Here is a 24,962-nt window from a genome sequence, read left to right as displayed (position 1 = left end):
GCACAAGAGACCACTTTACCCGATGAGACTGCCGTCTCTGAAATCGGGCGGACCGGCGAGTTGGCCACCCACCGAGGCACCGAGCAGGTCGAGATGGATCGACCGCGCAACGACCGCGCCCTCCCCCGCGGCGACCGCGATTTGCATGGGTTCACGAGCCGTCACGTCCCCCGCGGCGTAGAGCCCGCGCACGTCAGTGCGGAAGCCGCGGTCGACGACGATACGACCGGTGCTGTCTCGCGAAGCATCCGTCGTGACAAGAAAATCCACCTGAGGAAGCCAGTCGGGTCGCACGAATCCGGCGGAGCGCGTGACGATGCGCCCGGACGACAGCCGCACCCCCGTCATGACGGCGCGCTCCCCCGCGATCTCGTCGATGTCATCGCGCTCGATCCGGATGCCCGCATCTGCGAGCATCCGCTCCTCCGCCGCCGTGACGACCGGCGCGCCGTTCGTGAACACGACGAGATCGGGCGACCAGTGCGCGATCTCGAGCGCCCGCGCCGCGAGATCCGACGTCTGCCCGATGAGTGCGAGCGGCAGCCCGGCCTTCTCGTAGCCGTCGCATTCGATGCACGAGTGCAGCGCGGTGCCGTAATAGGCGCGCAGATTCTGGACCTGCGGCAGTCGCTCGCTGAGACCTGTTGCGACCAGGACCGCACGCGGCCGCAGTTCACGGTCGGGACCGCCGCGCACGCCCGTGATCGACACGGTGAGGTCGGCCGAGACGGATGCGACACGTCCGGTCAGGTGCGCCGCCCCCGGGTAGGCGAGGAACTGCTCGCGCCCCAGCCGGCGCAGCTCGAGCGGCGGGATGCCGTCGAGGCCGAGCATGCCGTGCGAGTGCAGCGTCGGCGCGTGACGCGGCCGGTTCGTGTCGACGAGCAGCACCGAGTGCCGGGCGCGTACGAGGTTGAGCCCCGCGCTCAGGCCGGCCGGCCCCGCTCCCACGATGACGACGTCGGGGTCGCCCGCGTCGGCGGCGTCAGGACGCGAGTCGCTCATCGAGGTTCCGCAGGCGAGTGAGCGACTCGTCTTTGCCAAGGATCTCGAACGACTCGAACAGAGGCGGCGAAACCCGGCGCCCGGATGCGGCGACCCGCAGCGGCCCGTACGCGATGCGCGGCTTGAGCCCGAGCCCCTCCACCAGAGCGCCGGCGAGAGCGGCCTGGATGGCGGCCGCCGACCAGTCGTCGAGGGGCTCGAGCGCCGCGATCGCCGCCTTCAGCACGTCGCCCGAGGCATCCGTCAGCGTGCCGAGTGCGTCATCGTCATACGCGAGCGACTCGGCGGTCGTGAAGAGGAAGCCGAGCATGCCCGGCGTCTCGCCCAGCAGCTGCACTCGCTCCTGAACAAGGGGCGCCGCGGTGAGCAGCGTCTGATGCTCGCCGACCGTGATCGGGTCGGTGACCACGCCGGCCGCCTGCAGGTAGGGAATGGTCCGCTCGGCGAAGTCCTCGACGTCGAGCAGGCGGATGTGGTCGCCGTTGATCGACTCCGCCTTCTTCTGGTCGAAGCGCGCGGGGTTCGGGTTCACGTCGACGATGTCGAACTTCTCGACCAGCTCATCGAGCGAGAACACGTCGCGGTCGGCCGAGTAGCCCCAGCCGAGCAGCGCCAGGTAGTTGTCGAGACCTTCCGGAATGAAGCCGCGCTCGCGGTGCAGGAACAGGTTCGACTCGGGATCGCGCTTCGAGAGCTTCTTGTTGCCGTTGCCGAGCACCGAGGGCATGTGGCCGAACCGCGGCACGAAGGTCGTGAGCCCGAGGTCGATCAACGCGCGATAGAGCACGATCTGACGGCCCGTCGACGGCAGCAGGTCCTCGCCGCGCAGCACGTGGGTGATCTGCATCGTCGCGTCGTCGACCGGGTTGACGAGCGTGTAGAGCGGATGCCCGTTCGGGCGCACGATGACGAAGTCTCCGAAGGACCCGGCCGGGAAGTTGATCTCGCCACGGATCAGGTCGTCGAACGAGATGTCCTCGTCGGGCACCCGCAGGCGGATCGCGGGCTCGCGGCCCTCTGCGCGGAACACGGCCTTCTGCTCGTCGGTGAGATTCCGGTCGTAGTTGTCGTAGCCCTGCTCCTTCGGGCGTCCGTTCGCGACGTTGCGTGCGTCGATCTCGTCGTTGTTCGAGAACGACTCGTAGGCGTGCCCCGACTCGATGAGCCGTGCGACGACGTCGCGGTAGAGGTCGTAGCGCAGCGATTGGCGGTACGGCTCGTAGGGACCGCCGACGCCGTAGCCCTCGTCCCAGTTGACGCCGAGCCACGTGAGGCCGTCGACGATCTGGTCGAGGCTCTCCTGGCTGTCGCGCGCCGCATCGGTGTCTTCGATGCGGAAGATCAGCTTGCCGCCGTTGTGCCGGGCATATGCCCAGTTGAACAGCGCGGTGCGGATCAGACCGACGTGCGGCGTACCGGTCGGCGACGGGCAGAACCGGACGCGCAGATCGGCGCCGGTCGCGGACGAAAAGGGGTATCCGGTGCTAGGCATCCCTACGATTTTAGGAGGTCAGCCGGCCTTCACCGGGTTGCGCAGAATCCCGAGGCCCTCGATCTCGACCTCGACCCTGTCGCCGTCCACGATCGGCCCGACGCCCGCGGGCGTGCCCGTCATGATCACGTCACCGGGCAGAAGGGTGAACGCGCCGGATGCGTGCGCGATGATCTCGGGAATCCCGAAGATCAAGTCGCTGACGTTCCCGTCCTGCCGGATCTCGCCGTTCACGCGCACCTGGAGCGCGGCATCCGCCAGCTCGAACTCGGTCTCGATGACCGGGCCGATCGGCGCAAAGGTGTCGAACCCCTTCGCCCGTGCCCACTGGCCGTCCTTGACCTGCAGATCGCGTGCGGACACGTCGTTGCCGATCGTGTAGCCGAACACGTACTCGAGCGCCTTCTCGGCCGGCACGTTCTTCGCCACCTTGCCGATCACGACCACGAGCTCGCCCTCGTGCTCGACGCGGTTCGAGATCGCGGGCAGCACGATGGGCTCGTTCGGGCCGATGACGGCCGTGTTCGGCTTGAGGAACAGCAGCGGCTCCGCCGGCACATCGCCGCCGGTGACCGACTTCATCTCGGCGACGTGATCGTGGTAGTTCTTGCCGACGCCGACGACCTTCGAGCGCGGGATCACGGGGGCGACGAGCGTGACCTCCCCGATCTTCACCCGCTCACCGGTCGGCTCGTACCCGGCGAACATCGGATCGCCCTTGAGCAGCACCCACTCCTGCTCCTCGGGGTCGAGCACGCCGTAGCTGAGCACGCCCTCGTGGCTGAACCGACCGATCTTCATCGTGCTCCCCCGTCGACTCGATAGAGCCAGTTGTGCGCGTCTTCCGCGCGGCCGTACTGAATGTCGGTGAGCTCGCGACGCAACGACATCGCGAGCGACTGCTCGGCCGGGATCTCGGGAAGCTCGATCGTGAAGTCCTTCGACTTGAAACGGGCGATCGGGTTCACGACGGCTGCCGTGCCGCAGGCGAACGCCTCGACGATGTCGCCGCTCGCTGCGCCGTCGCGCCACTCGGCCAGCGACACGGCGCGACGTTCGACCGCGTGGCCCCGGTCAGCCGCGAGCTGCATCAGCGAGTCGCGGGTGATGCCCTCGAGGATGCTGTCGGACTCGGGCGTCACGAGCGTGCCGTCCTTCGTCACGAGCACGAGGTTCATGCCACCGAGCTCTTCGAGCTGGCCGTCCTGCAGGAAGAGCACCTGGTCGCAGCCGTGCTCATATGCCTCCTGCTGGGGCAGCAGGCTCGCGGCGTAGTTGCCGCCGGTCTTCGCGGCACCCGTGCCGCCATGCGCGGCACGCGCGTAGTCGGTCGACAGCCAGATCGACACCGGCTGCACGCCGCCCTTGAAGTACGAGCCCGCGGGGCTCGCGATCACGAAGAAGTACACCTTGCGCGCCGCGCGCACGCCGAGGAACGCCTCCGAGGCAAACATGAACGGCCGCAGGTACAGGCTCGTCTCGCCGCCCTCGTGCACCCACGCGGCGTCCTGCGTCACCAGCTTCGTCAGCGAGTCGAGGAACACCTGCGTCGGCAGCTCGGGCAGCGCGAGGCGCCGGGCCGACCGCTGGAAGCGCAGCGCATTCTGGTCGGGACGGAAGCTCCAGATGGATCCGTCCGCGTGACGGTACGCCTTCAGCCCCTCGAAGATCTCCTGCGCGTAGTGCAGAACTGCGGCCGCCGGGTCGAGCGAGATCTTGCCGTAGGGCTCGACCGCGGCCCGGTGCCAGCCGCCCCGTTCGCTCCAGTGGATCTGAACCATGTGGTCCGTGAAGAACTGGCCGAAGCCGGGAGCCGCGAGGATCTCGGCGCGTTCGGTGTCGGACTTCGGCGCCGGATTCGGCGTCACCGCGAACTGCAGCGGCGACACGTCGGTGAGATTGAGGGACAGGGACATGGTGAAACCTTAACTGTTGAGAACCAAGCGCGAGATGGCGTCGCCGATCTCTGCCGTGGGGCGAGCGCCGGTGCGGGTCGCGATGTCGTCGCGTACCGCCGCGGACACCTTGGCGGACGCATCCGTGAGACCGAGGTGCTCGAGCAGCAACGCGACGGACAGGATGGCCGCCGTCGGGTCGGCCTTCTGCTGACCGGCGATGTCGGGGGCCGAGCCGTGGACCGGCTCGAACATGCTGGGGAACGTGCCGTCGGGGTTGATGTTGCCCGAGGCAGCCAGCCCGATGCCGCCGCTGATAGCGCCGGCCAGATCGGTCAGGATGTCGCCGAACAGGTTGTCGGTGACGATCACGTCGAATCTAGCAGGGTCCGTGACGAAGAAGATCGTCGCCGCGTCGACGTGCAGGTAGTCGACGGCGACGTCGGGGAAGTCGGCGGCCACGCGGTCGACGGTGCGCTTCCAAAGCCCGCCGGCGAAAGTGAGCACGTTGGTCTTGTGCACGAGGGTCAGCTTGCCGCGACGAGCGGATGCCTGCCCGAACGCGAAGCGCACGATGCGCTCGACCCCGTAGGCGGTGTTGACGCTGACCTCGTTGGCGATCTCGTGGGGCGTGCCGCTGCGAATGTTCCCGCCATTGCCGACGTACGGCCCCTCGGTGCCCTCGCGCACGACGACGAAGTCGACGTCACCGGGGTCGCGCAGCGGGCTCTCGACGGTCGGGTAGACGACGGTCGGGCGCAGGTTCACGTAGTGGTCGAGCTCGAAGCGGAGCTTGAGCAGCAGACCGCGCTCGATGTTGGCGCCGGCCAGCCGCGGGTCGTTCGGCGTGCCGCCGACCGCGCCGAGCAGAATCGCGTCGGCCGACTTGATCTGCTCGAACTCCGCTGCGGGAAGAACCTCGCCGTCGTCGAGATAGCGCCCGGCGCCGAGGCGGTACTCGACCTTGTCGAACACGACGTCGGGGGCGGCGGCGCCGACCGCCGCGTCGAGGACTTTGAGTGCTTCGGCAACGACCTCGGGGCCGATGCCGTCACCGGGGATGACTGCGAGCGAGACGGTACGGGGCATGATCTCAGGCTATCGAAGCACGAGGCTCCGACAACGCACGCGGCGTCGCCCGACCCCACGGAATCGCCGGCGCACGGTTCCGGCGCAGCGTGGAATCGGGGGCACTGGCGCAGGCCTACAGCTCCACGTTGCCGCGCACTACGGTGAGCGTCTGGCCGCCGACCCAGATGCGTTCGCCGGGCCGCTCGTCACGGGCGAGGGTGACCCGCACCAGTCCGTCGCGGCCCAGCGCGTGCCCCTGGCCGGCGAGATATGAGTCGCGCACGCGGCCCGACTCGATCAGCCATCGCGCGATCCCCGCGTTGAGCGACCCGGTCACCGGGTCTTCCGTGACGCCGAGTTGCGGAATGAACGCGCGCACCTCGATGAGTCGCGGATCACGGTCCAGATAGAACGCGAACGCGCCGATGCCGTGCTCACCGAACCCGGCGAGATTCGGCTCGAGCGCGAGCAGCTCGTCCACGCTCGCGAGCTCCACCGCGAACCAGCCGGGCCCGTTGTCGACCCACTGCGAAGAGACGATCGCGGTGCGGTCGATACCGAGAGCAGCGGATGCCTCGATCAGCGTCGCCTCATCGACGGCGCCGCCGCGCAGGAACGCCGGCGCCTCGAACGACAGTCCGTGATCGTCTCGCCTCAGCTCGACGAGCCCGATGCCGCACTCCTGCACGACGACACCCTCTCGCGCGGGAACGCCGCCCGCTTCGAGCCAGGCGTGCGCCGTGCCGAGCGTCGGGTGACCCGCGAAAGGCAGTTCGCCACCCGGAGTGAAGATGCGCACGCGGTAATCGGCGCCCTGCTCGCGTGCGCCGCCCGACGGCGGGAGCAGGAACGTCGTCTCCGACAGGTTCGTCCACGTCGCGAACTGCTGCATCGTGAGGTCGTCGAGCCCCGCGGAGTCGATGACGACCGCCACCGGATTGCCCGAGAGCGGCCCGCGGCCGAAGACGTCGACTTCCGCGTAACGGCGGCTCTCAGGCATCCGTTCTGCCGCCGCTACTCGGTGATGTCGATCTCGACGAGCTCGTCTGCCTTGATCGCCTCGGCGACCGACGAGAGGATCTCAGGCGGAACCGGCGAATCGACCGTCAGCACCGACAGCGCGGAGCCGCCCTGCTCGGCGCGAGCAATTTGCATGTTCGCGATGTTGATTCCGGCTTCGCCGAACGCCTGCCCGTAGACCGCGACGATGCCGGGGCGGTCGCGATAGACCATGACGACGTGGTGCTGGTCGATCGGCACCTCGATCTCGTAGCCGTTCAGGCCGATGATCTTCTCGACCATCTTGGTGCCCGAGAGCGTGCCCGCCACCGTCACGACGGCACCGTCGGCGAGGATGCCCTTCAGCGTCGTCGTGTTGCGATAGTCCTTCGACTCGGCGCCGGTCGTGAGCGACACCTCGATGCCCCGCTGTTCGGCGAGCAGCGGCGCGTTCACGTACGACACGTTGTCGCTCACGATGTTCGTGAAGTAGCCCTTGAGCGCCGCGAGCTTGTAGACGCTCACGTCGTACGCGGCGAGCTCGCCGCGCACGTCGACCTCGAGGCTCGTCAGCGCCTCTTTGCCGGCGAGAGCGGCGAAGACCTGCGCGAGCTTCTCGACGAGCGCGATGCCGGGGCGCACGAACGGATCGATGACGCCGCCGGCGACGTTGACCGCGTCGGGCACGAGGTTGCCCTCGAGCGCGAGCTTCACCGAGCGGGCGACCGACACGCCCGCCTTCTCCTGCGCCTCGTCGGTCGAGGCGCCGAGGTGCGGCGTCACGACGACGTTCGGCAGCGACGTGAGCGCGTCGTCCTTCGGCGGCTCGCTCGTGAAGACGTCGAGGCCGGCCCCCGCGATCACGTTGTTCCGCAGCGCTTCGGCCAGGTCGGCCTCGTCGATGAGGCCGCCGCGCGCGACGTTCACGATGTAGGCGGTCGGCTTCATGAGCTGGAGCTGCGCCGCGCCGATCATGCCCGTCGTCTCGGGCGTCTTCGGCATGTGGATGGTGATGAAGTCGGATGACTTCAGCAGTTCGTCGAGATCGAGCAGTTCGACCCCGAGCTGCTGAGCGCGGGCCGCGGTGACGTACGGGTCGTACGCGACGACCTTGACGCCGAACGCCTGCAGGCGCTGGGTGATGAGGGTGCCGATGCGGCCGAGGCCGATGATGCCGACGGTCTTCTCGAACAGCTCGGTGCCGGTGTACTTCGAGCGCTTCCACTCGCCGGCGTTGAGCGACGCGTGTGCGGCCGGGATGTGACGAGCGAGGCTCAGAATGTGGCCCACCGTCAGCTCGGCCGCCGAGATGATGTTGGAGGTCGGAGCGTTCACGACCATCACGCCGGCCGAGGTCGCCGACTTGATGTCGACGTTGTCGAGCCCGACGCCGGCGCGGGCGATGACCTGCAGCTTCGGCGCCGCGGCGATCGCCTCGGCGTCCATCTTCGTCGCCGAGCGGATCAGCACCGCATTCGCTTCGGCGAGGGCCGCGAACAGCGCGGATCGGTCGGTTCCGTCGACGTTGCGCACGTCGAAGTCGGGGCCGAGCGCCTCGACGGTGGCAGGGGACAGTTCTTCGGCGATCAGCACGACCGGTTTCGTCAAGGCGCAGTTTCCTCACGGGGGCAGGTGGGCGTTGCTCCAACTTTAGCGGTGCCGAATCTGCCAGAGTGACGCTCATGGACTTGGTCCGAGCGCTCTTCCGCCGTCTGACGGAGGGGCGCCTGACACCGTGGGTGAAGCAGATCCCGACGGTCGTCACCTTCGGGGCGGCGCTCGTCGTGCTGCTGGCGACGCGCATGCCTGTGAGCTCGTGGCGCCTGCTTCTGGCATCCGTCGCCCTGGAGGCGCTCGCGACACTCGCCTCGTTCGCGCTCCCCTGGCGGCGCATCGGCTCGCGCGCCGAGAAGCGCGGCATCGATACTGCGTGGAACGTGCTGATACCGTGCGCGTCGTTCGTCGCGATCGCCCTGCTGCGGCTCGCCACAGGCGCGTCGGATTCCCCGTTCGGTGTGCTTCTGATCATCCCGACCATCTGGGTGGCGAGCGAGTCGGGCGCGTGGAATCCGCTCATCGCCGGCCTCGGCACCTGCGTCGCCCTGCTCCTTCCCGCGTACCTCGATGAGAAGCCGGTCAGCCTCGGCGACGTCGCACGCGACTTCCTCACGCCGTTCGTCTATCTCGTCGCCGCGATCATCATCAACGAGGTGTCGCGCCGCCTGCGTGAGGCCGCCGACGAGCGCGACCGCGTGAAGGACGAGTTCCTGGGGCTCGTCTCGCACGAGCTGCGGAACCCGCTGACGAGCGTGCTCGGCTACCTGCAGCTGCTGAGGCTCGCGCCCGAGCCGCTCTCGGAGACGCAGCTCGGCTACGTCGACATCGCCGAGGGCAACGCGAAGCGCCTGCAGCACCTCGTCGGCGATCTGCTCGCGACGGCGCAGGCGGGAGCGGGTGCGTTCGCCCTGCAGACCGCCCGCGTCGAGCTGAATGACGTCGTCGAGCAGTCCGTCGCGTCGGCGCGGCCGGCGGCGGAGAGCGCGGAGGTCACGCTCACGGCCGAGCTCGCGGCATCCGTCGTCATCGACGGCGACCCCGACCGTCTCGGTCAGGCGACCGACAACCTGATCTCGAATGCGCTCAAGTTCACGCCCGCCGGAGGCACGGTGACCGTGACGACCGCGCTGCGCCAGTCGGCATCGGGCGGTACGGATGCTGTGCTCACCGTGAGCGACACCGGCGTCGGCATTCCCGCCGACGAGGTCGGGCACCTGTCAGAGCGGTTCTTCCGCGCCTCGACCGCGCAGGCGATCCCCGGCGTCGGCCTCGGGCTCACGGTCGTGCGGCAGATCGCGACAGCGCACGGCGGGCGCCTCGAGGTGGACAGCACAGAGGGCCGGGGCACGACGTTCTCGCTCGTGCTGCCCCGGCCCCCTCAGTAGCTCTGCCGTGCCGCTTGCGGCTAGCGAGCGACCGATCCGTCGACGTAGTCGTCGTCGGTGTTCGAGTTCCAGGCGAAGAGCGAGCGCAGCTCGTGACCGGTCTTCTCGATCGGATGCTGCTCGCCCTCGGCGCGCAGGCGCAGGAACTCGGGCGCGCCCGCGTCCTGGTCGGCGATGAAGCGCTTGGCGAAGGTGCCGTCCTGGATGTCCGAGAGGACCTCCTTCATGTGCTCCTTCACGGAGGGGTCGATGACGCGGGGGCCCGAGACGTAGTCGCCGTACTCGGCGGTGTCGGAGACCGACCAGCGCTGCTTGGCGATGCCGCCCTCCCACATCAGGTCGACGATGAGCTTCAGCTCGTGAAGCACCTCGAAGTAGGCGATCTCCGGCTGGTAGCCGGCCTCCTTGAGGGTTTCGAAACCGTACTGCACGAGGTGCGAGACACCGCCGCAGAGAACGGTCTGCTCACCGAACAGGTCGGTCTCGGTCTCTTCCGTGAAGGTCGTCTTGATCACGCCGGCACGGGTGCCCCCGATCGCCTTGGCGTACGACTTGGCGATGTCCCACGCCTGGCCCGACGCGTCCTGCTCGACGGCGATGATGTCGGGAATGCCGCGGCCTGCGACGAACTCGCGGCGCACGGTGTGGCCCGGGCCCTTCGGCGCGACCATGATGACGTCCACGTTCTCGGGAGCCTTGATGTAGCCGTAGCGGATGTTGAAGCCGTGGCCGAACAGCAGCACCTTGCCCGCGGCGAGGTGCGGCTCGATGTCGTCGGCGTAGAGGTGTCGCTGCACCTGGTCCGGCGCGAGGATGACGATCACGTCGGCCCACTCGGCCGCCTCGGCGTTGCTCTTCACCTCGAAGCCGGCCTCGCTCGCCTTCTGGATCGACTTCGAGCCCTCCTTCAGGCCGATGACGACCTCGACGCCCGAGTCGCGCAGGTTCTGCGCGTGGGCGTGGCCCTGCGAGCCGTAGCCGATGACGGCGACCTTCTTGCCCTGGATGATGCTGAGGTCGGCGTCGTTGTCGTAGTAGATCTCTGCCATGTTCTTTCGTTTCCCTTTGGTTGTTAAGACTTGAAGACGCGATCGGTGATCGACTTGGACCCGCGGCCGATGGCGAGCAGGCCCGACTGTGCGAGCTCTTTGATGCCGTAGGGCTCGAGCACCCGCAGCAGCGCCTGGATCTTGCCGCTGTCGCCCGTCGCCTCGATGACCAGCGCATCGGGAGACACGTCGACCACACGGGCACGGAACAGGTTCACCGCCTCGAGCACCTGCGAGCGGGTCTGATTGTCGACGCGCACCTTGGCGAGCAGGTGCTCGCGCTGCACCGACGCGTCGGTGTCGAGCTCGACGATCTTGATCACGTTGATGAGCTTGTTGAGCTGCTTCGTGACCTGCTCGAGCGGCAGCTCTTCGACGTCGACGACGACCGTGATGCGCGAGAGGCCGTCGACCTCGGTCGTGCCGACCGCGAGCGAGTTGATGTTGAAGCCACGACGCGCGAACAGCCCAGCGACTCGGGTCAGCAGGCCCGGCTTGTCCTCGACGAGGAGGGAAAGCACATGGGTACTCACTGTTGCTACTCCCCCTCTTCCCACGACGGGCTGTGGTCTTTGGCGTATTGCACGTAGCTGTTGCTGACGCCCTGCGGCACCATCGGCCACACCATCGCGTCGGCCGAGACCACGAAGTCGATGACGACCGGCCGGTCGTTGGTCTCGAGCGCGAGCTTGATCGCGGCGTCGACCTCGTCCTCTTTCTCGACGCGGATGCCGAGTGCGCCATACGCGTCGGCGAGCTTCACGAAGTCGGGAATGTGCCGCGAGCCGTGGCCGGTATGCAGCTCGCTCTGCGAGAAGCGGCCGTCGTAGAACAGCGCCTGCCACTGCTTGATCATGCCGAGCGACGAGTTGTTGATGATCGCCACCTTGATCGGGATGTTGTTGATCGCGCAGGTGACGAGCTCCTGGTTGGTCATCTGGAAGCACCCGTCGCCGTCGATCGCCCACACCACGCGATCGGGCTGCGACACCTTCGCGCCCATCGCGGCCGGCACCGAGTAGCCCATCGTGCCCGCTCCGCCCGAGTTGAGCCAGGCGTTCGGCCGCTCGTAGGCGATGAACTGCGCCGCCCACATCTGATGCTGGCCCACCCCGGCGACGTACACGCCTTCCGGGCCGGTGAGCTCGCCGATGCGCGAGATCACCTTCTGCGGCGAGAGCAGGCCGTCGGTCGGCGGCGTGAAGCCGAGGGGGAACTCCTCGCGGAGCTCGTTGAGCCGCGCCCACCACGAGCTCAGATCGGGCGCTCCGGCGCTCGTCGTCTGGCGGAACGCGATGGTGAGGTCGGGCAGCACCTCGGCGAGGTCGCCCACGATCGGCACGTCGGCGACGCGGATCTTCGAGATCTCGGCCGGGTCGACGTCGACGTGCACCACCTTGGCGTGCGGCGCGAAGTCGCTCACCTTGCCGGTCACGCGGTCGTCGAAGCGCGCGCCGAGCGCGACGATGAGATCGGATTCCTGAAGCGCCAGCACCGCGGGAACGGTGCCGTGCATGCCCGGCATGCCGAGGTGCTGCTCATGAGAATCGGGGAACGCGCCCCGCGCCATCAGCGTCGTCACGACGGGGGCACCGGTCGCCTCAACGAGCTCTCGAAGCTGGGCCGACGCCTTGGCGCGGATCACTCCGCCGCCGACGTACAGCACGGGCCGCTTCGCTTCGGCGATGAGCTGCGCCGCGGCCTGGATCTGCCGGCCGTGCGCCTTGGTGACAGGGCGGTAGCCCGGCAACTCGACCTTGGGCGGCCAGCTGAACTCCATCAGATCCTGCTGCGCGTCTTTGGTGATGTCGACGAGCACGGGACCGGGGCGTCCCGTGCTGGCGATGTGGTACGCGGCAGCGATGGCCGCCGGGATCTCCGCGGGCGTCTTCACCAGGAACGAGTGCTTCGTCACCGGCATCGTGATGCCGACGATGTCTGCCTCCTGGAAGGCATCCGTACCCATGAGGGTGGAGAACACCTGGCCGGTGATCGCGAGCAGCGGCACCGAGTCCATGTACGCGTCCGCGATCGCGGTGACGAGGTTCGTCGCGCCGGGGCCCGACGTCGCGATCGCCACGCCGACCTTTCCGCTCGCCGAGGCGTAGCCCTCGGCCGCGTGGCCGGCGCCCTGCTCGTGGCGGACCAGGATGTGGCGGACGGCGGTCTGAGCCATGAGCTCGTCGTAAAGCGGAAGTACCGCGCCCCCCGGCAGTCCGAAGACCTCGGTGACGCCGAGCTTCTCAAGGGTGCGCAGGATCGCCGCGGAGCCGGTGATGGTCTCCGGGCCGTTCTGCGCAGCGGCACGTGGTGGGGTGGGCACGGGTCTCGAGTCCGTGGGCATAAGAGAACGTCCCTTTGCTGCGAAAGATGATCAGAAGGTCGCGTTACCCCGTGACGGCGCCCTGCGCGGCAGAGTGCACGAGCTTGGAGTACTTCGCGAGAACGCCGCGGGTGTAACGCGGCGGAAGCGGGGCCCAGCCTTCACGGCGGCCCTGCAGCTCTGCTTCGTCGACGAGTAGGTCGAGAGAACGAGCTGCGATATCGACCCGAATCAGATCACCATCGCGCACAAAGGCGATCGGACCTGCGTCGACTGCCTCGGGTGCAATGTGGCCGATGCACAGGCCGGTTGTGCCGCCTGAGAATCGCCCGTCTGTCAAGAGTAGTACATCTTTTCCGAGGCCCCCGCCCTTGATGGCGGCGGTGATGGCGAGCATCTCGCGCATCCCGGGGCCGCCCTTCGGGCCCTCGTACCGGATGATCACGACGTCGCCGTGGTTGATCTCGCCGTTGGTCAGCGCATCCATCGCCGCCCGCTCACGCTCGAACACGCGAGCAGGGCCGGTGAACTCGGCGGCGTCGAACCCCGCGGTCTTGACGACGGCGCCCTCGGGCGCCAGCGATCCCTTGAGGATCGTGAGGCCGCCGGTCGGGTGGATCGGGTTGTCGAGCGTGTGGATCACCTCGCCGTCGAGCGCCGGCGGGTTGATGTCGGCGAGGTTCTCGGCGAGCGTCTTGCCCGTGACGGTGAGGGCGTCGCCGTGCAGCAGACCCGCGTCGAGCAGGGCCTTCATCAGCACGGGGATGCCGCCCATGCGGTCGACGTCGTTCATCACGTACTTGCCGAACGGCTTCATGTCGGCGAGGTGCGGAACGCGGTCGCCGATGCGGTTGAAGTCGTCGATCGTGAGCGGAACCTCCGCCTCGTGCGCGATCGCCAGCAGGTGCAGGACCACATTGGTCGAGCCGCCGAGTGCCATGGCGACCGTGACGGCATTCTCGAACGCCTCGCGGGTGAGGATCTGGCGTGCCGTGATGCCGCGGCGCAGCAGCTCGACGACGGCCTCACCCGAACGGTGGGCGTAATAGTCGCGGCGACGGTCGGCCGAGGGCGGCGCAGCCGACCCCGGGATCGACAGGCCGAGGGCCTCAGCGACCGACGCCATGGTGTTAGCGGTGTACATGCCGCCACAGGCGCCCTCGCCCGGCGCGAAGGCGCACTCGATGCGGTGCGCGTCCTCGAGGCTCATGGTGCCCGCCTTGACGCCGCCGACCGCCTCGAACGAGTCGATGATCGTGATGTTCTTCTCGGTGCCGTCCTCGAGCTTCACCCAGCCGGGCGCGATCGAGCCCGCGTAGAGGAATACCGAGGCCAGGTCGAGGCGGGCGGCCGCCATCAGCATGCCCGGGATCGACTTGTCGCACCCGGCCAGCAGCACCGACCCGTCGAGGCGCTCGGCCATCATGACGGTCTCGACGCTGTCGGCGATGACCTCGCGCGACACGAGCGAGAAGTGCATGCCCTCGTGGCCCATCGAGACTCCGTCGGAGACCGAGACGGTACCGAACTGCAGCGGGTAGCCGCCGCCCCCGTGCACGCCTTCCTTGGCGGCCTGAGCGAGACGGTCGAGCGAGAGATTGCACGGCGTGATCTCGTTCCACGAGCTCGCAATGCCGATCTGCGGCTTGTCCCAGTCCGCGTCACCCATGCCGACGGCGCGGAGCATGCCGCGGCTGGTGGTGGCTTCGATGCCGTCGGTGACGACTCGGCTGCGAGGTTTCACGTCGATTTCGGACATGCATCCAACACTAGTGAAGCTGGACGGATGCCTCGCGCCGTGCGGCGAGGTCGGCGAGCAGCTGCGTGAACGCCGGGATGTCGGCGACGCGCGCGCGGGCCTGCGTGGCGCCCTCCCCCACCTTCACGCCCAGATCACCCGGCTCGAGCACGGCGAACGCATCTTCGTCGGTGACGTCGTCACCCGCGTAGAGGACGGCGACGGGACCGCCCTCTTCGCCGGCGAGGAGGGCGCGAAGCATTCGCACCCCGTCGCCTTTGTTCACGTCGCGCACGCTGAACTCGACGATGTCCTTGCCGACACGGGTCGTGAACCCGCCGACCCCGTCGGCGGCGTGTCGTGCGGCCGCCTGGAGGGGCGGCACGAGCGACTGGTCGACGACACGGCGCGTGTGCACGCCGTACCCGACGGGCTTGTGCTCGAGGTGGGCGAGCGGCACGGATGCCACAAGCCCGGTCAGGGCGGCCTCGAGTCGAGTCATCCGATCGTTCTCTTCCGCGCTGAGCGCAAGCTCGGCGATCTCACCGCGGATCGACACCTCGACCCCGTGCGAGCCGACGAGCAGGGCGTCGGTGCCCGACTCGGTCAAGCGGGCGAGTGACGCAAGCGGGCGGCCCGAGACAAACGCCACCCACGTGCCCGCGATCCCGCGCAACCGGTCGATCGCCGCCTGCGCGCCCGGGGCGACTCGCGACATCGACGGGTCGTCGACGAGCGGCGCGACCGTGCCGTCGAAGTCGAGCGCGACGAGCAGTCGCGGAACCCGAGCGAGCGCGTCGACGCCCTCGCTCACGGCCACCTCGCCCGCTGGCATATCGCTCACTCGCCGTAGTCCGCCGCCGCGACGGTGCGCTTCGGAATGTCGAGGCGGTTCGCCGGGTCGTGATGGTCCTCGCGGGTCAGCGCGTCGAGGAACGTGGCGCTCCAGCGCTGCACGTCATGCGTGAGCACACGCTTGCGAAGGGTCCGCATGCGCCGCATCCGCTCGCGCCGCGGCATCTCCATCGCCTGCACGATCGCAGCCTTCAAGCCGTCGATGTCGTGCGGGTTCACGAGCAGGGCCTGGCGCAGCTCGTCGGAGGCGCCGGCGAACTCCGAGAGGATCAGCACTCCGTCCTGGTCCGTGCGACTCGCGACGTATTCCTTCGCGACCAGGTTCATGCCGTCGCGCAGAGCCGTCACGAGCATGATGTCCGCCGCGAGGTAGAGCGCGACCATCTCCTCGCGCGGATACCCCTGGTGCAGGTAGTGGATCGCGGGGTGACCGAGTTCCGAGAAGTCGCCGTTGATGCGGCTCACCATCACCTCGACCTCGTCGCGCAGCTGCGCATAGGCGTCGACTCGCTCACGGCTCGGGCTCGCGACCTGCACGAGCACGACGTCTTCGGCGCTCACGGCGCCGTCGTGGAGAAGCTCGCCGAACGCCTTCATGCGGTGGCGGATGCCCTTGGTGTAGTCGAGCCGGTCGACTCCGAGCATCACGACGCGCGGGTTGCCGAGTTCCTCGCGGATCTCGGCGGCGCGTGCCCTGATACTCGGGTCGGCGGCGAGTCGCTGGTATTCCTGCGCGTCGATGGAGATCGGGAAGGGCCGCGCGAGCACGGTGCGGATCGCGTGCCCGCGGCGACCGACCGAGCGGTGCCGCATCGGCGCCTCTGCCGTCGGCTCGTCGGCATCGGCCGCCGCGCCGTCAATAGCGGCCGCCGCGTCGTCGATAGGAACCGAGATGATGTTGCCCCGCGTCTCGTAGCCGCGCAGGCGACGCACGGCGCGCGCGAAATTGCCGCCGTCAGCGACGCGCTGGAAGCCGACCACGTCGGCGCCGAGGAGCCCGTCGACGATCTGACGCCGCCACGGGAGCTGCGAGTAGATGCCGTATGCCGGGAACGGAATGTGATTGAAGAAGCCGATGATCAGGTCGGGGCGCGCGTCGCGCAGCATCTTCGGCACGAGTTGCAGCTGATAGTCGTGCACCCACACGATCGCGTTCGGTGCGGCGACCGCGAGCGCGGCGTCGGCGAAGCGGCGATTCACCCGCTGATAGGCCTCCCACCACTCGCGGTGGAAGCTCGGCGGCGAGATGACATCGTGATACAGCGGCCAGAGCGTGTCGTTGCTGAAGCCCTCGTAATAGTCCTCGACCTCCGCCGCGGAGAGAGGAACGGGAATCAGATCGATGCCGTCGGCCTCGAACGGCTCGAACTCCTGGTCGGCGAGACCCGGCCAACCGATCCACACGCCGTCGCGCTGGCGCATCACCGGCTCGAGCGCAGCCACGAGACCGCCGGGCGACGTGCGCCATTCCGCCGTGCCCCCCTCGCCCGAAACATGGTCGACAGGCAGGCGATTCGAGACGATCACCAGTTCGTATTGCTCGTTTCCCGTGGAAATGAGGCACCTCCGCTCGGCTGTTTCGAGGCTATCAGGCAGCCACGAAGCGCCAGGTCGCGGTCATGCGGCGTTCATGTGAGCGGCGTACCGTTAACGCACGATGCGCATCGGAATGAGCACGTCCTGCGTGTATCCCCTGTCGACCGAGCACGGATTCCGGCTTGCCCGCGAAGCCGGGTACGACGGTGTCGAGGTGATGGTGACGCGCGATGAGAAGACGCAGAGCGCGGACGCTCTGCTCACGATGTCCGAGCGCTACGAGCAGCCGATCCTCTCGATCCATGCCCCGGTGCTTCTGCTCACGCACTTCGTGTGGGGCCGCGACCCGAAGGTGAAGCTCGAGAAGAGCGCGGAGCTTGCGGCGTCCGTCGGCGCGAAGACCGTCGTCGTGCATCCCCCGTTCCGCTGGCAGGCCGAGTACGCCGTCGATTTCCTCGACATCGTGCGCGAGACGGCGACGACGTCCGGCGTCGAGATCGCCGTTGAGAACATGTTCCCCTGGAAGGCCGCCGGCCGATCGATGAAGGCGTACATGCCCGGCTGGGATCCGCGCGGCTTCGACTGCGATGCGGTGACGCTCGACTTCTCCCACGCGTCGCTCTCCGGCCAGAGCAGCCTCGAACTCGCTCGCGCGCTCGGGCCCCGGCTGAAGCACGTGCACCTGTGCGACGGCAGCTCGTCGAGCGACGAGGGCCGCATCTTCGACGAGCACGCGCTGCCCGGCCACGGCACCCAGCCTGTCGCCGAGGTGCTGCAGCTGCTCGCCGAGCAGAGGTGGGACGGCCAGATCGTCGCCGAGGTCAACACTCGCAAGGCTCGCAGCGACGAGGAGCGGTTCGCCATGCTCGCCGAAACGCTCGAATTCGCTCGCCTGCACACGGAGCAATCGGCCGACGCGCCGGATAGCGTGAGGGTATGACGCTGCGCAAGTACGTGCTCTCGCCCCGTGTGGTCGGCTCGGCGCTCGCGGTGCTGCCCGTCGCGAGGCAGAGCCGCAAACCGCGGCTCGGGCAGCGCACCTGGGTGCTGTGGCTGCTCTGGGCGATCGGATTCCTGATCAGCCTGCTCACGGTACGGGAGGACTCCGCCCGGCGTGTCTCCACGTCTCGCCGCTGATCAGCCGCGAAAATCAAGGCATGTTCTTCGGTCGTCGCAAGCACGCCGCCCCCGCACCGGTCGCGCCTGCGCCGGCCACCCCCGAGCTCACCGACGAGCTGATCTTCGCCGCGGTGCAGCGCACCCTTCACGACGTCTTCGGCGACGACGGCGAGTGGACCGTCGCGCGTCGCAGTGACGAGCAGACCGACCAGATCTTCCACGAGGTGCTCGTGCACTCACTTGCGACCGCCGTCACGGCGAGTGTCTCGGCGGCGCGGGTCGTTCTCGACGGCGTCTCGGCGGTGCCCGCGGACGACGCGCTCGCCGGCGGCCCTCTCGGGCTGCTGAGGGCGCCCCGCACGAACCCGTGGCTGCAGCAGGCGCCCGCTGATGGCGAGATCGCCGCGCTCGAGGTCGAGCCGGCCGCACTCAGCTGGGAGCCCGCCCCCATCACCCGCTGGGCCGACCTCAAGCGGCCCGTGACGGGCCCGGTGGCGACCGTCAACCCCGCGGCTGCGGAGGAGAAGGCCGCATAGGCTCAGCCTCATGGCGCTTGCGATCGAGGACTATGCCCTCATTGGCGATTTGTTCACCGCGGCGCTGGTCGGCCGTGACGGCAGCATCGATTGGCTGTGCCTGCCTCGCTTCGACTCCCCCAGCGTGTTCGCCTCGTTGCTCGGCAGCGAGGAATCCGGCCGGTGGAAGCTCGCGCCGACAGAAGAAGGCGCCTCGAACACCCGCCGCTACGACGGCGTCGGCTTCGACCTGATCACGCACTGGACCACGCCCAGCGGTGAGGTCGAGGTCGAGGACGTCATGCCCCTCGGCCGCGGTCGGGTCGACGTCGTGCGGCGCATCCGCGGCGTGCGCGGCTCCGTGGAGCTCGAACATGAGTTGCGCCTGCGGTTCGATTACGGCGCGGTGATTCCCTGGGTCACCCAGCACCGCGAGGTCGACCCGCCCGAGCTCGTGGCCATCGCCGGGCCGAACGCCGTCGTTCTGCGGGGTCCGGCACTCCGCGGCAGCGATCACCGGCACGTCGGGCGCTTCACCGTGCGTGAGGGCGAGACCGTCGACATCGTGCTGACCTGGTTCCCGGGCCACCGCACGACCCCCGCGCCCCTCGACGTCGACGACGCGCTGCGCGGAACTCGCGACTGGTGGAAGAAGTGGCTCGAGTCCTATCGGCCCTCCGGTGACGCGCGCTATGAGGACGCCGTGCTTCGGTCGCTGCTCGTGCTTCGGGCGCTCACCCACGAGTCGACAGGCGGCATCGCTGCCGCGGCCACCACATCATTGCCGGAGCAGTTCGGCGGCAACCGCAACTGGGACTATCGCTTCGTCTGGCTGCGGGACGCGTCACTGACCATCGACGTCGTGGCTCGTCACGGCTTCGCCGACGAGGTCGACAAATGGCGTCAGTGGGTGCTGCGGGCCATCGCGGGCGACCCCGCTGACGTGCAGATCATGTACGGGCTCGCCGGGGAGCGTCGGCTCGAGGAATACGAGCTGACCACCCTGCCCGGCTACCAGGGCGCCTCGCCCGTGCGGGTCGGCAACGCGGCGTCCGAACAGTTCCAATCCGATGTCATCGGCGAGGTCATGCTCGCCTTCTCCGCCGCGCGGGATGCGGGGATTCCCGAGACCAGTGTGTCCTGGGGGCTGCAGCGCGCACTTCTCGGCCACCTGGAGAAGGTGTGGCGCCTGCCCGACCAGGGCATCTGGGAGATCCGCGGCGACCCGCGCCCGTTCACGCACTCCCGCGCGATGTCGTGGGCCGCCTTCGATCGCGGCATCGAAGCGGTCGAGAAACACGGACTGCACGGGCCGGCGCGGCGCTGGCGAGAGCTGCGCGACGAGATCCGGCGCGAGATCGACGAGAACCACGTCGACAAGGCATCCGGCGCGTTCGTGCAGTACTCAGGGGCGGCGCACGTCGATGCCGCATTGCTGCAGCTGCCGCAGGTCGGATTCTGCGCACCGGACGACCCGCGCATGCTCGCGACGGTCTCGCGCATCGAGGCCGAGCTGATGCACAACGGTTTCATCGATCGATACGTGACGGATTCCGGGCTCGACGGCCTGCCGCCGGGCGAGAATCCGTTCCTCGCGTGCTCCCTCTGGCTCGCGGAGCAGTATGCACGATCAGGGCGGCGCGACGACGCTTCCGCGCTCATCGACCGAGTGCTGTCCATCGCGAACGACGTCGGCATGCTCTCGGAGGAGTACGACGAGCAGGCGCGACGCCAGGCCGGGAACACCCCGCAGGCACTGTCGCATCTGGCGCTCGTGCGCGCCGTCGACGCTCTCTCCGACTCCCGAATGACCCGATAAGATCGTCGAGTGACCGTGAACGCAACTCCGGCCGTCACCCATGACGACGGCATCCAGAATCGCCCCTTCGTCAATGGTCTGGCGCGACGGATCCCGTCGGCGCTCGGCGGCCTGCTGGTCACAGTGCTCGCCGTTCTCGCGTTCCTGTACTGGGCGTACTGCCTCGTCGTGACCTGGATCGGCCACGCCTCGCTCGGCACGCCGCTGTTCCAGACCACGGTCGCCGCAATGCTCGTCGTCGGCGTCGCGTTCTACGCGCGGCGCACGCTGTCCTGGCTCGCGCTTCTGGTGCTGGCCGCGGCATGGTGCATCCTCTCCGGGCTTCCGCTCCTGCCGATCGTGCAGGTCGCCGTGCAGGCCGTGGTCGTAGCCCTCATGGCTGCCGCGGCTGTGGTCGCGACGGTCGCCGCAGAGCAGGCGGAGCGCCCCCGCTTCTGAGTCCGGGCCGAATCGCCGGTCCCGCCAGTTTCCCTCTCCCCGTCCACGGGTACCTACCGGGCAGGAAAAGGGAGGTCGGATCATGTCGATGTCTGACAAGGCACGCCACAACACGGAAGAGGCTTTCGGCAAGGGCAAGGAGGCCGCCGGCAAGGTGACGGGCGACGAGAAGCTCGAACACGAAGGCCAGGCAGACCAGGCGGGCGCGAAGGTCAAGAAGGCCGGCGACTCGCTGAAGGACGCGTTCCACAAGGTTGCCGATAAGGACTAAAGGTCGCCCATAGACTGCCCCGTATGGCAACGGTGCAGTCGGGATCGACGCAGTCCCCATCACTCGAGAACTTGGCGGCCAACGGCACCGGTTACGACATCGGTCAGTTGCGCGGGGTCTTCGAGAACCACTTCACCTGGACGACCGCCTTCGAGCGGAACGTCCATCGCTACGCACGCCGGGCCGCGATCAGCGACCCGGAGACCGGCCGCTCGTGGACCTACGCCGAACTCGGCGTGGTCACCGGGCAGCTCGTCGAGGGCCTGAGGCGGGCCGGCGTCGGCGTGGGCGACATGGTGTCCTACCAGCTCATGAATCGCCCCGAGTTCGCCTTTCTGTATGTGGCGGCCCAGGGTGTGCGCGCGGTCAGTTCGCCGATGAACTTCCGCCTGTCACCTGGCGAGACCGCGTTCATCCTCGACGAGACGAAGCCCGTGGTGTTCGTCTACGAGCGGGAACAGGCATCCGTCGTCGCGCAAGCGCTCGAACTGGCCACGCACACGCCCGCGGTCGTCGCCGGCGTCGGTGACGGCCCGCTGCTCGACGGCACGGTCGCCTTCGAGGAACTGCTTGCGACGGATGCTCCGAGCTTCAGGGCACCGCAGGACGGCAGCGTGTGGGACGAGTCGAGCCGGCTCTTCACCAGCGGCACGACCGGTATGCCAAAGGCTGTTCCCCTCACGAGCCTCAACGAGACGCTGTCGGCGCACGACGTGATCATGGCGTTCCCGCTCGCGAGCACCGACAAGACGATGAACATGTCGCCGTGGTTCCACCGGGGCGGCAACTACTGCGCAGGGCCGAACCCCGCGCTGTTCGTCGGCGCCGAGGTCGTCTGCCTGCGCCGCTTCGACGAGGCCGTCGTGCTCGACGCCATCGAGGGCTCGAAGCTGACGTACGTCATCGGTGCTCCCACGAATCTCGAGCGGCTCGCAGACGAGCAGGAGACGAATCCTCGCGACATCTCATCGCTGCGCGGCATCGTCACGATGGGCGCACCACTCGAGAAGGCCGCCGCGATCCGCTATCAGAAGACGCTGCACCCGCGGCTCATGAACGGCTACGGCACGACCGAGGCATTCTGGAACACGTTCCTGCGCCCGGAGGACCTTCCCGAGTTCGCGGGCAGCGCCGGTCGCGCATGCATCGACGACGACGTCGCCGTCGTGCACGTCTACGAAGACCGGTTCGCGGAGCCCGGCGACACGGTACCCAAGGACGGCCACACGGTCGGCGAGGTGATCATGCGCACGATCAAGGCGGGCTACGCCTATTCGGATGCCGAGCGCACGGCCGAGAAGTTCCGCGACGGCTGGATGTATCCCGGGGACCTCGCCACGTGGGACGAGAACGAGATCGTCACCATCGTCGGCCGCAAGGACGACATGCTGATCTCCGGCGGTGAGAACGTGCACCCCGTGCAGGTCGAGGAAGCGCTGGCCGAGCATCCCGGGGTCGCCGATTCGATCGTGACCGGCCTCGCCGACGAGGAATGGGGCGAACTCGTCGTCGCCTACGTGCGACGCAAGCCCGGCGCGCTGGCCGACGAGCAGCAGGCCGCCAACGACCTCGACGCGCACTGCAAGGCCCACCCGGGGCTCGCCGACTTCAAGAGGCCACGTCGTTACGCGTTCGTCGATGATCTGCCCTACACCGCGACCGGGAAGAAGCAGCACTACATCCTCAAGAACCAAGCCCTCGAAGACGCCTCCGGCGGCCGGTTCGTCTCACCTTCGCGTCGCTGACGCAGCGCGCTACACCTACGGGGCCGCGCCACTCGGACACGTGGCGCCCGGAGCCGTAGGTGTAGCGCGACGCGGTGCCACAGTGTCGCCTAGGGCTTGTTCGGCGCGCGTTCCTTCACGATCGGCGGTGAAGACGGGGTCTCCTCGTTCCACACCGAGATGATTCCCCACGCCGTCGCGGCGATCGGCACCGCGAAGATCGCGCCGACGATGCCATCGATGATCGTTCCCGCGGCCAGCGCGAGCAGGATCGTCAGCGGGTGCAGCTTGAGCGAGTGCCCCATGATCTGCGGTTGCAGCAGATGGCTCTCGAGCTGGTTCACGAACACCACGATCGCGATGACGATGATCGCGATGACCGGGCCGTTCGTGACCAGGGCAACGAGCGCGGCGAGCACGCCTGCCGCCGTCGCCCCGACGATGGGGATGAACGCCGTGAGGAACACGATCACGGCGAGCGGGAACGCCAGCGGCACCCCGCAGATCGCGAGCCCGACCCCGATGCCGATGGCATCCGCTGCCGCGACCATCACGGTGCCGCGCAGGTACCCGCCCAGCACCTGCACCGTCTTTTCGCCGATGCGCTGAGCGCGCTCGTAGGTCGGACCCTGGAACGGCCGCGTCAGGAAGTGCCAGATCTGCGGACCGTCCTTCATGAAGAAGAACAGCGTGAGCACCGTCAGGAAGAAGCCGGTGACCCCCTCGGCCGCGGCGCCGACGCCCGCGAGCGCGCCACGTCCGAACTGCGCCGAGGTGAGGAACGAGATGATCGCGTTCTGCGCATCATGCAGGTTCTTCGCGCTGATGAAGTTGGCGGGCAGATTGTTCAGGTATCCCTCGAGCGACGTGATGCCCTGCGTCGCCGAGTCCACGAGGTCCTGCCACTGGCGCTCCACCGCCCAAACGACGAACAGCACGATCGCGCCGATCACGATGATGATCGAGAACAGCGCGATCCACGCCGCAAGCAGCGAGGGGATGCCGTGACGACGCATGAACGCCATGAACGGGCTGATGGCGCTGGAGAGGATCAGCGCAAGCGTCACCGGGATGAACACGAGGCTCACCTGCGTGATCGCGAAGATGGCGACGCCGGCGACGATCAGTACCGCGATAATCTGCACGCAGCGCGTCGCGAAACGACCGAAGCCGTCGCCCCAGCGCACCGCGGTCTCTGATCTCGCCGCTGTGACTTCGGCGCCGCTGGGCCCCTGCCTCTTGTGGAATAGGTCCATGGGCCACAGGGTACCCAGGCGGCACTCAAGTCAGGCGCGCCCCGAGGGCGAGCCGCTTACGCGGCAGCGTGCGGGCTGTGCCTATCCGCGCCGGGCGGCGCCCGGCGAACCGCTTACGCGCCCGCGTGCGGATCGCTTGTGTTCAGCGTGCCCACCACCTGGTCGTAGTCGCCACGGACCTCGGCGAAGCGCAGGAACTTGACGTTCTCTACGAGGATCTCGTGCGCCTCAGGCTGCGTCTCGAGGAGGGAGATGACCTCGTCGGCGAATGCGTCGAGCGGCATCGCGAACGGGCTCTGCGCCTGACCGGGCAGCAGGTCGGTCGCGACGGCGGGCGGCACGAGCTCCAGCACACGCACGCTCGTGTCGGCGAGCTGAAGTCTGATCGACTCGGACAGCATGTGGATCGCCGCCTTCGACGCGTTGTAGCTCGGCGTCGGCCGCAGAGGCGTGTGGGCGAGTCCGCTCGACACGGTGACGATCGCGGCGTCGGGGCGGCTGCGCAGCTGCTCGATGAGTGCGGCGATGAGGCGGATCGGACCGAGCACGTTGGTGGTGACGACGGCCTCTGCATCGGCAAGGAATCCGTCGGCCGACTGCCAGTCCTCGATGCGCATGATGCCGGCCATCGCGACGAGCACGTTCAGGTCAGGGTGCCGTGCGATCACCTCAGTGGCGGCAGAGCGGATGCTTGCCGCATCGGTCGTGTCGATCGCCACAGTGGCGAAGCCGTGCTCGCGTGCAAGCTCCTCGAGCAGCTCGGCGCGGCGGCCGCCGATGATGACGGTGTTGCCCTTCGCCTGCAATCGCAGCGCGAGAGCGAGCCCGATGCCGCTCGTGGCGCCCGGGATGAAGATCGTGTTGCCGCCGTTTGTGATGGGTTGTGCGTTCATGGGGCCAGCTTGCAGGCATCCG

23 protein-coding genes are annotated in these 24,962 nt (G+C 68.3%); 8 read left to right on the top strand and 15 right to left on the bottom strand.

All coding sequences use genetic code 11. The features are described from left to right. Nucleotides 1-15: 15 nt before the first annotated feature. The 7 genes from ACFOYW_RS04485 to serA form a co-directional block, all read right to left on the bottom strand. Nucleotides 16-1,005, bottom strand: a complete 990-nt coding sequence (locus tag ACFOYW_RS04485; RefSeq protein ID WP_390227490.1) for an NAD(P)/FAD-dependent oxidoreductase — start codon at nt 1,003-1,005, stop codon at nt 16-18. Continuing rightward, on the bottom strand, nt 986-2,497 hold the full coding sequence (gene gltX / locus ACFOYW_RS04480; RefSeq protein ID WP_390227489.1) for a glutamate--tRNA ligase: 1,512 nt from the start codon (nt 2,495-2,497) through the stop codon (nt 986-988). The genes ACFOYW_RS04485 and gltX overlap by 20 nt, the downstream gene beginning before the upstream one ends. Nucleotides 2,498-2,515: 18 nt before the next feature. Beyond that, entirely contained in the window at nt 2,516-3,298 is a 783-nt protein-coding gene (locus ACFOYW_RS04475) for a fumarylacetoacetate hydrolase family protein (RefSeq protein WP_390227488.1), read from the bottom strand. Beyond that, nucleotides 3,295-4,413: a branched-chain amino acid aminotransferase gene (locus tag ACFOYW_RS04470; RefSeq protein WP_390227487.1), complete on the bottom strand. Its 1,119-nt coding sequence runs from the start codon at nt 4,411-4,413 to the stop codon at nt 3,295-3,297. The genes ACFOYW_RS04475 and ACFOYW_RS04470 overlap by 4 nt, the downstream gene beginning before the upstream one ends. A gap of 9 nt (nt 4,414-4,422) precedes the next feature. Then, complete coding sequence (locus tag ACFOYW_RS04465; protein WP_390227486.1) at nt 4,423-5,481, bottom strand: 3-isopropylmalate dehydrogenase; 1,059 nt, start codon at nt 5,479-5,481, stop codon at nt 4,423-4,425. 115 nt (nt 5,482-5,596) lie between these two features. Then, on the bottom strand, nt 5,597-6,463 hold the full coding sequence (locus tag ACFOYW_RS04460; RefSeq protein ID WP_390227485.1) for a PhzF family phenazine biosynthesis protein: 867 nt from the start codon (nt 6,461-6,463) through the stop codon (nt 5,597-5,599). A 14-nt stretch (nt 6,464-6,477) separates the two neighbouring features. Beyond that, nucleotides 6,478-8,070: a phosphoglycerate dehydrogenase gene (gene serA, locus ACFOYW_RS04455; protein ID WP_390227484.1), complete on the bottom strand. Its 1,593-nt coding sequence runs from the start codon at nt 8,068-8,070 to the stop codon at nt 6,478-6,480. 74 nt (nt 8,071-8,144) lie between these two features. Here serA and ACFOYW_RS04450 point away from each other — a divergent pair, with 74 nt between their 5' ends. Continuing rightward, nucleotides 8,145-9,404, top strand: a complete 1,260-nt coding sequence (locus ACFOYW_RS04450) for a sensor histidine kinase (protein WP_390227483.1) — start codon at nt 8,145-8,147, stop codon at nt 9,402-9,404. Nucleotides 9,405-9,424: 20 nt separating this feature from the next. Here the strand turns inward: ACFOYW_RS04450 and ilvC are convergent, their stop codons facing one another. Genes ilvC through otsA form a run of 6 tightly spaced genes read right to left on the bottom strand, consistent with a single transcriptional unit; the run spans nt 9,425 to nt 16,896 of the window. Next, nucleotides 9,425-10,453 carry a ketol-acid reductoisomerase gene (gene ilvC / locus ACFOYW_RS04445; protein WP_390227482.1) on the bottom strand — a complete coding sequence of 343 codons (1,029 nt, stop codon included), beginning with the start codon at nt 10,451-10,453 and terminating at the stop codon, nt 9,425-9,427. A gap of 23 nt (nt 10,454-10,476) precedes the next feature. Next, the gene (ilvN, locus tag ACFOYW_RS04440; protein WP_390227481.1) at nt 10,477-10,986 is read right to left on the bottom strand and encodes an acetolactate synthase small subunit; all 510 of its coding nucleotides are present in this window, start codon (nt 10,984-10,986) and stop codon (nt 10,477-10,479) included. Nucleotides 10,987-10,991: 5 nt separating this feature from the next. After that, nucleotides 10,992-12,797, bottom strand: coding sequence for an acetolactate synthase large subunit (locus tag ACFOYW_RS04435; RefSeq protein ID WP_390227480.1), 1,806 nt, complete (start codon nt 12,795-12,797; stop codon nt 10,992-10,994). Nucleotides 12,798-12,840: 43 nt separating this feature from the next. Further along, nucleotides 12,841-14,535 carry a dihydroxy-acid dehydratase gene (ilvD, locus tag ACFOYW_RS04430; RefSeq protein ID WP_390227479.1) on the bottom strand — a complete coding sequence of 565 codons (1,695 nt, stop codon included), beginning with the start codon at nt 14,533-14,535 and terminating at the stop codon, nt 12,841-12,843. 10 nt (nt 14,536-14,545) lie between these two features. Continuing rightward, nucleotides 14,546-15,349, bottom strand: a complete 804-nt coding sequence (gene otsB, locus ACFOYW_RS04425) for a trehalose-phosphatase (RefSeq protein ID WP_390227897.1) — start codon at nt 15,347-15,349, stop codon at nt 14,546-14,548. Between the two features lie 5 nt (nt 15,350-15,354). Then, nucleotides 15,355-16,896, bottom strand: coding sequence for an alpha,alpha-trehalose-phosphate synthase (UDP-forming) (otsA, locus tag ACFOYW_RS04420; RefSeq protein ID WP_390227478.1), 1,542 nt, complete (start codon nt 16,894-16,896; stop codon nt 15,355-15,357). Nucleotides 16,897-17,038: 142 nt separating this feature from the next. Here otsA and ACFOYW_RS04415 point away from each other — a divergent pair, with 142 nt between their 5' ends. The 7 genes from ACFOYW_RS04415 (at nt 17,039) to ACFOYW_RS04385 (ending at nt 22,812) form a co-directional block, all read left to right on the top strand. Then, nucleotides 17,039-17,845: a sugar phosphate isomerase/epimerase family protein gene (locus ACFOYW_RS04415; protein WP_390227477.1), complete on the top strand. Its 807-nt coding sequence runs from the start codon at nt 17,039-17,041 to the stop codon at nt 17,843-17,845. Further along, nucleotides 17,842-18,042 carry a hypothetical protein gene (locus ACFOYW_RS04410; protein WP_390227476.1) on the top strand — a complete coding sequence of 67 codons (201 nt, stop codon included), beginning with the start codon at nt 17,842-17,844 and terminating at the stop codon, nt 18,040-18,042. Before ACFOYW_RS04415 ends, ACFOYW_RS04410 begins: the two co-directional genes overlap by 4 nt. A 20-nt stretch (nt 18,043-18,062) precedes the next feature. Continuing rightward, on the top strand, nt 18,063-18,560 hold the full coding sequence (locus ACFOYW_RS04405) for a hypothetical protein (RefSeq protein ID WP_390227475.1): 498 nt from the start codon (nt 18,063-18,065) through the stop codon (nt 18,558-18,560). Between the two features lie 10 nt (nt 18,561-18,570). Beyond that, nucleotides 18,571-20,358 (top strand): glycoside hydrolase family 15 protein, encoded by a 1,788-nt coding sequence (locus ACFOYW_RS04400; protein WP_390227474.1) that lies wholly within the window; start codon nt 18,571-18,573, stop codon nt 20,356-20,358. 9 nt (nt 20,359-20,367) lie between these two features. After that, complete coding sequence (locus tag ACFOYW_RS04395) at nt 20,368-20,796, top strand: hypothetical protein (protein ID WP_390227473.1); 429 nt, start codon at nt 20,368-20,370, stop codon at nt 20,794-20,796. A gap of 88 nt (nt 20,797-20,884) precedes the next feature. Further along, nucleotides 20,885-21,067 carry a CsbD family protein gene (locus tag ACFOYW_RS04390; RefSeq protein WP_390227472.1) on the top strand — a complete coding sequence of 61 codons (183 nt, stop codon included), beginning with the start codon at nt 20,885-20,887 and terminating at the stop codon, nt 21,065-21,067. 23 nt (nt 21,068-21,090) lie between these two features. After that, complete coding sequence (locus ACFOYW_RS04385; RefSeq protein WP_390227471.1) at nt 21,091-22,812, top strand: class I adenylate-forming enzyme family protein; 1,722 nt, start codon at nt 21,091-21,093, stop codon at nt 22,810-22,812. An 89-nt stretch (nt 22,813-22,901) separates the two neighbouring features. Here the strand turns inward: ACFOYW_RS04385 and ACFOYW_RS04380 are convergent, their stop codons facing one another. Together ACFOYW_RS04380 and ACFOYW_RS04375 are read right to left on the bottom strand one after the other, a co-directional pair. Further along, nucleotides 22,902-24,047, bottom strand: a complete 1,146-nt coding sequence (locus ACFOYW_RS04380; RefSeq protein WP_390227470.1) for an AI-2E family transporter — start codon at nt 24,045-24,047, stop codon at nt 22,902-22,904. A 113-nt stretch (nt 24,048-24,160) separates the two neighbouring features. After that, complete coding sequence (locus ACFOYW_RS04375) at nt 24,161-24,940, bottom strand: SDR family oxidoreductase (protein WP_390227469.1); 780 nt, start codon at nt 24,938-24,940, stop codon at nt 24,161-24,163. Nucleotides 24,941-24,962 lie beyond the last annotated feature (22 nt).

Origin of the sequence: Gryllotalpicola reticulitermitis (assembly GCF_042651345.1) — a bacterium.
Lineage (GTDB): Bacteria > Actinomycetota > Actinomycetes > Actinomycetales > Microbacteriaceae > Gryllotalpicola > Gryllotalpicola reticulitermitis.
This window is presented reverse-complemented; position numbering and strand designations above follow the sequence as displayed.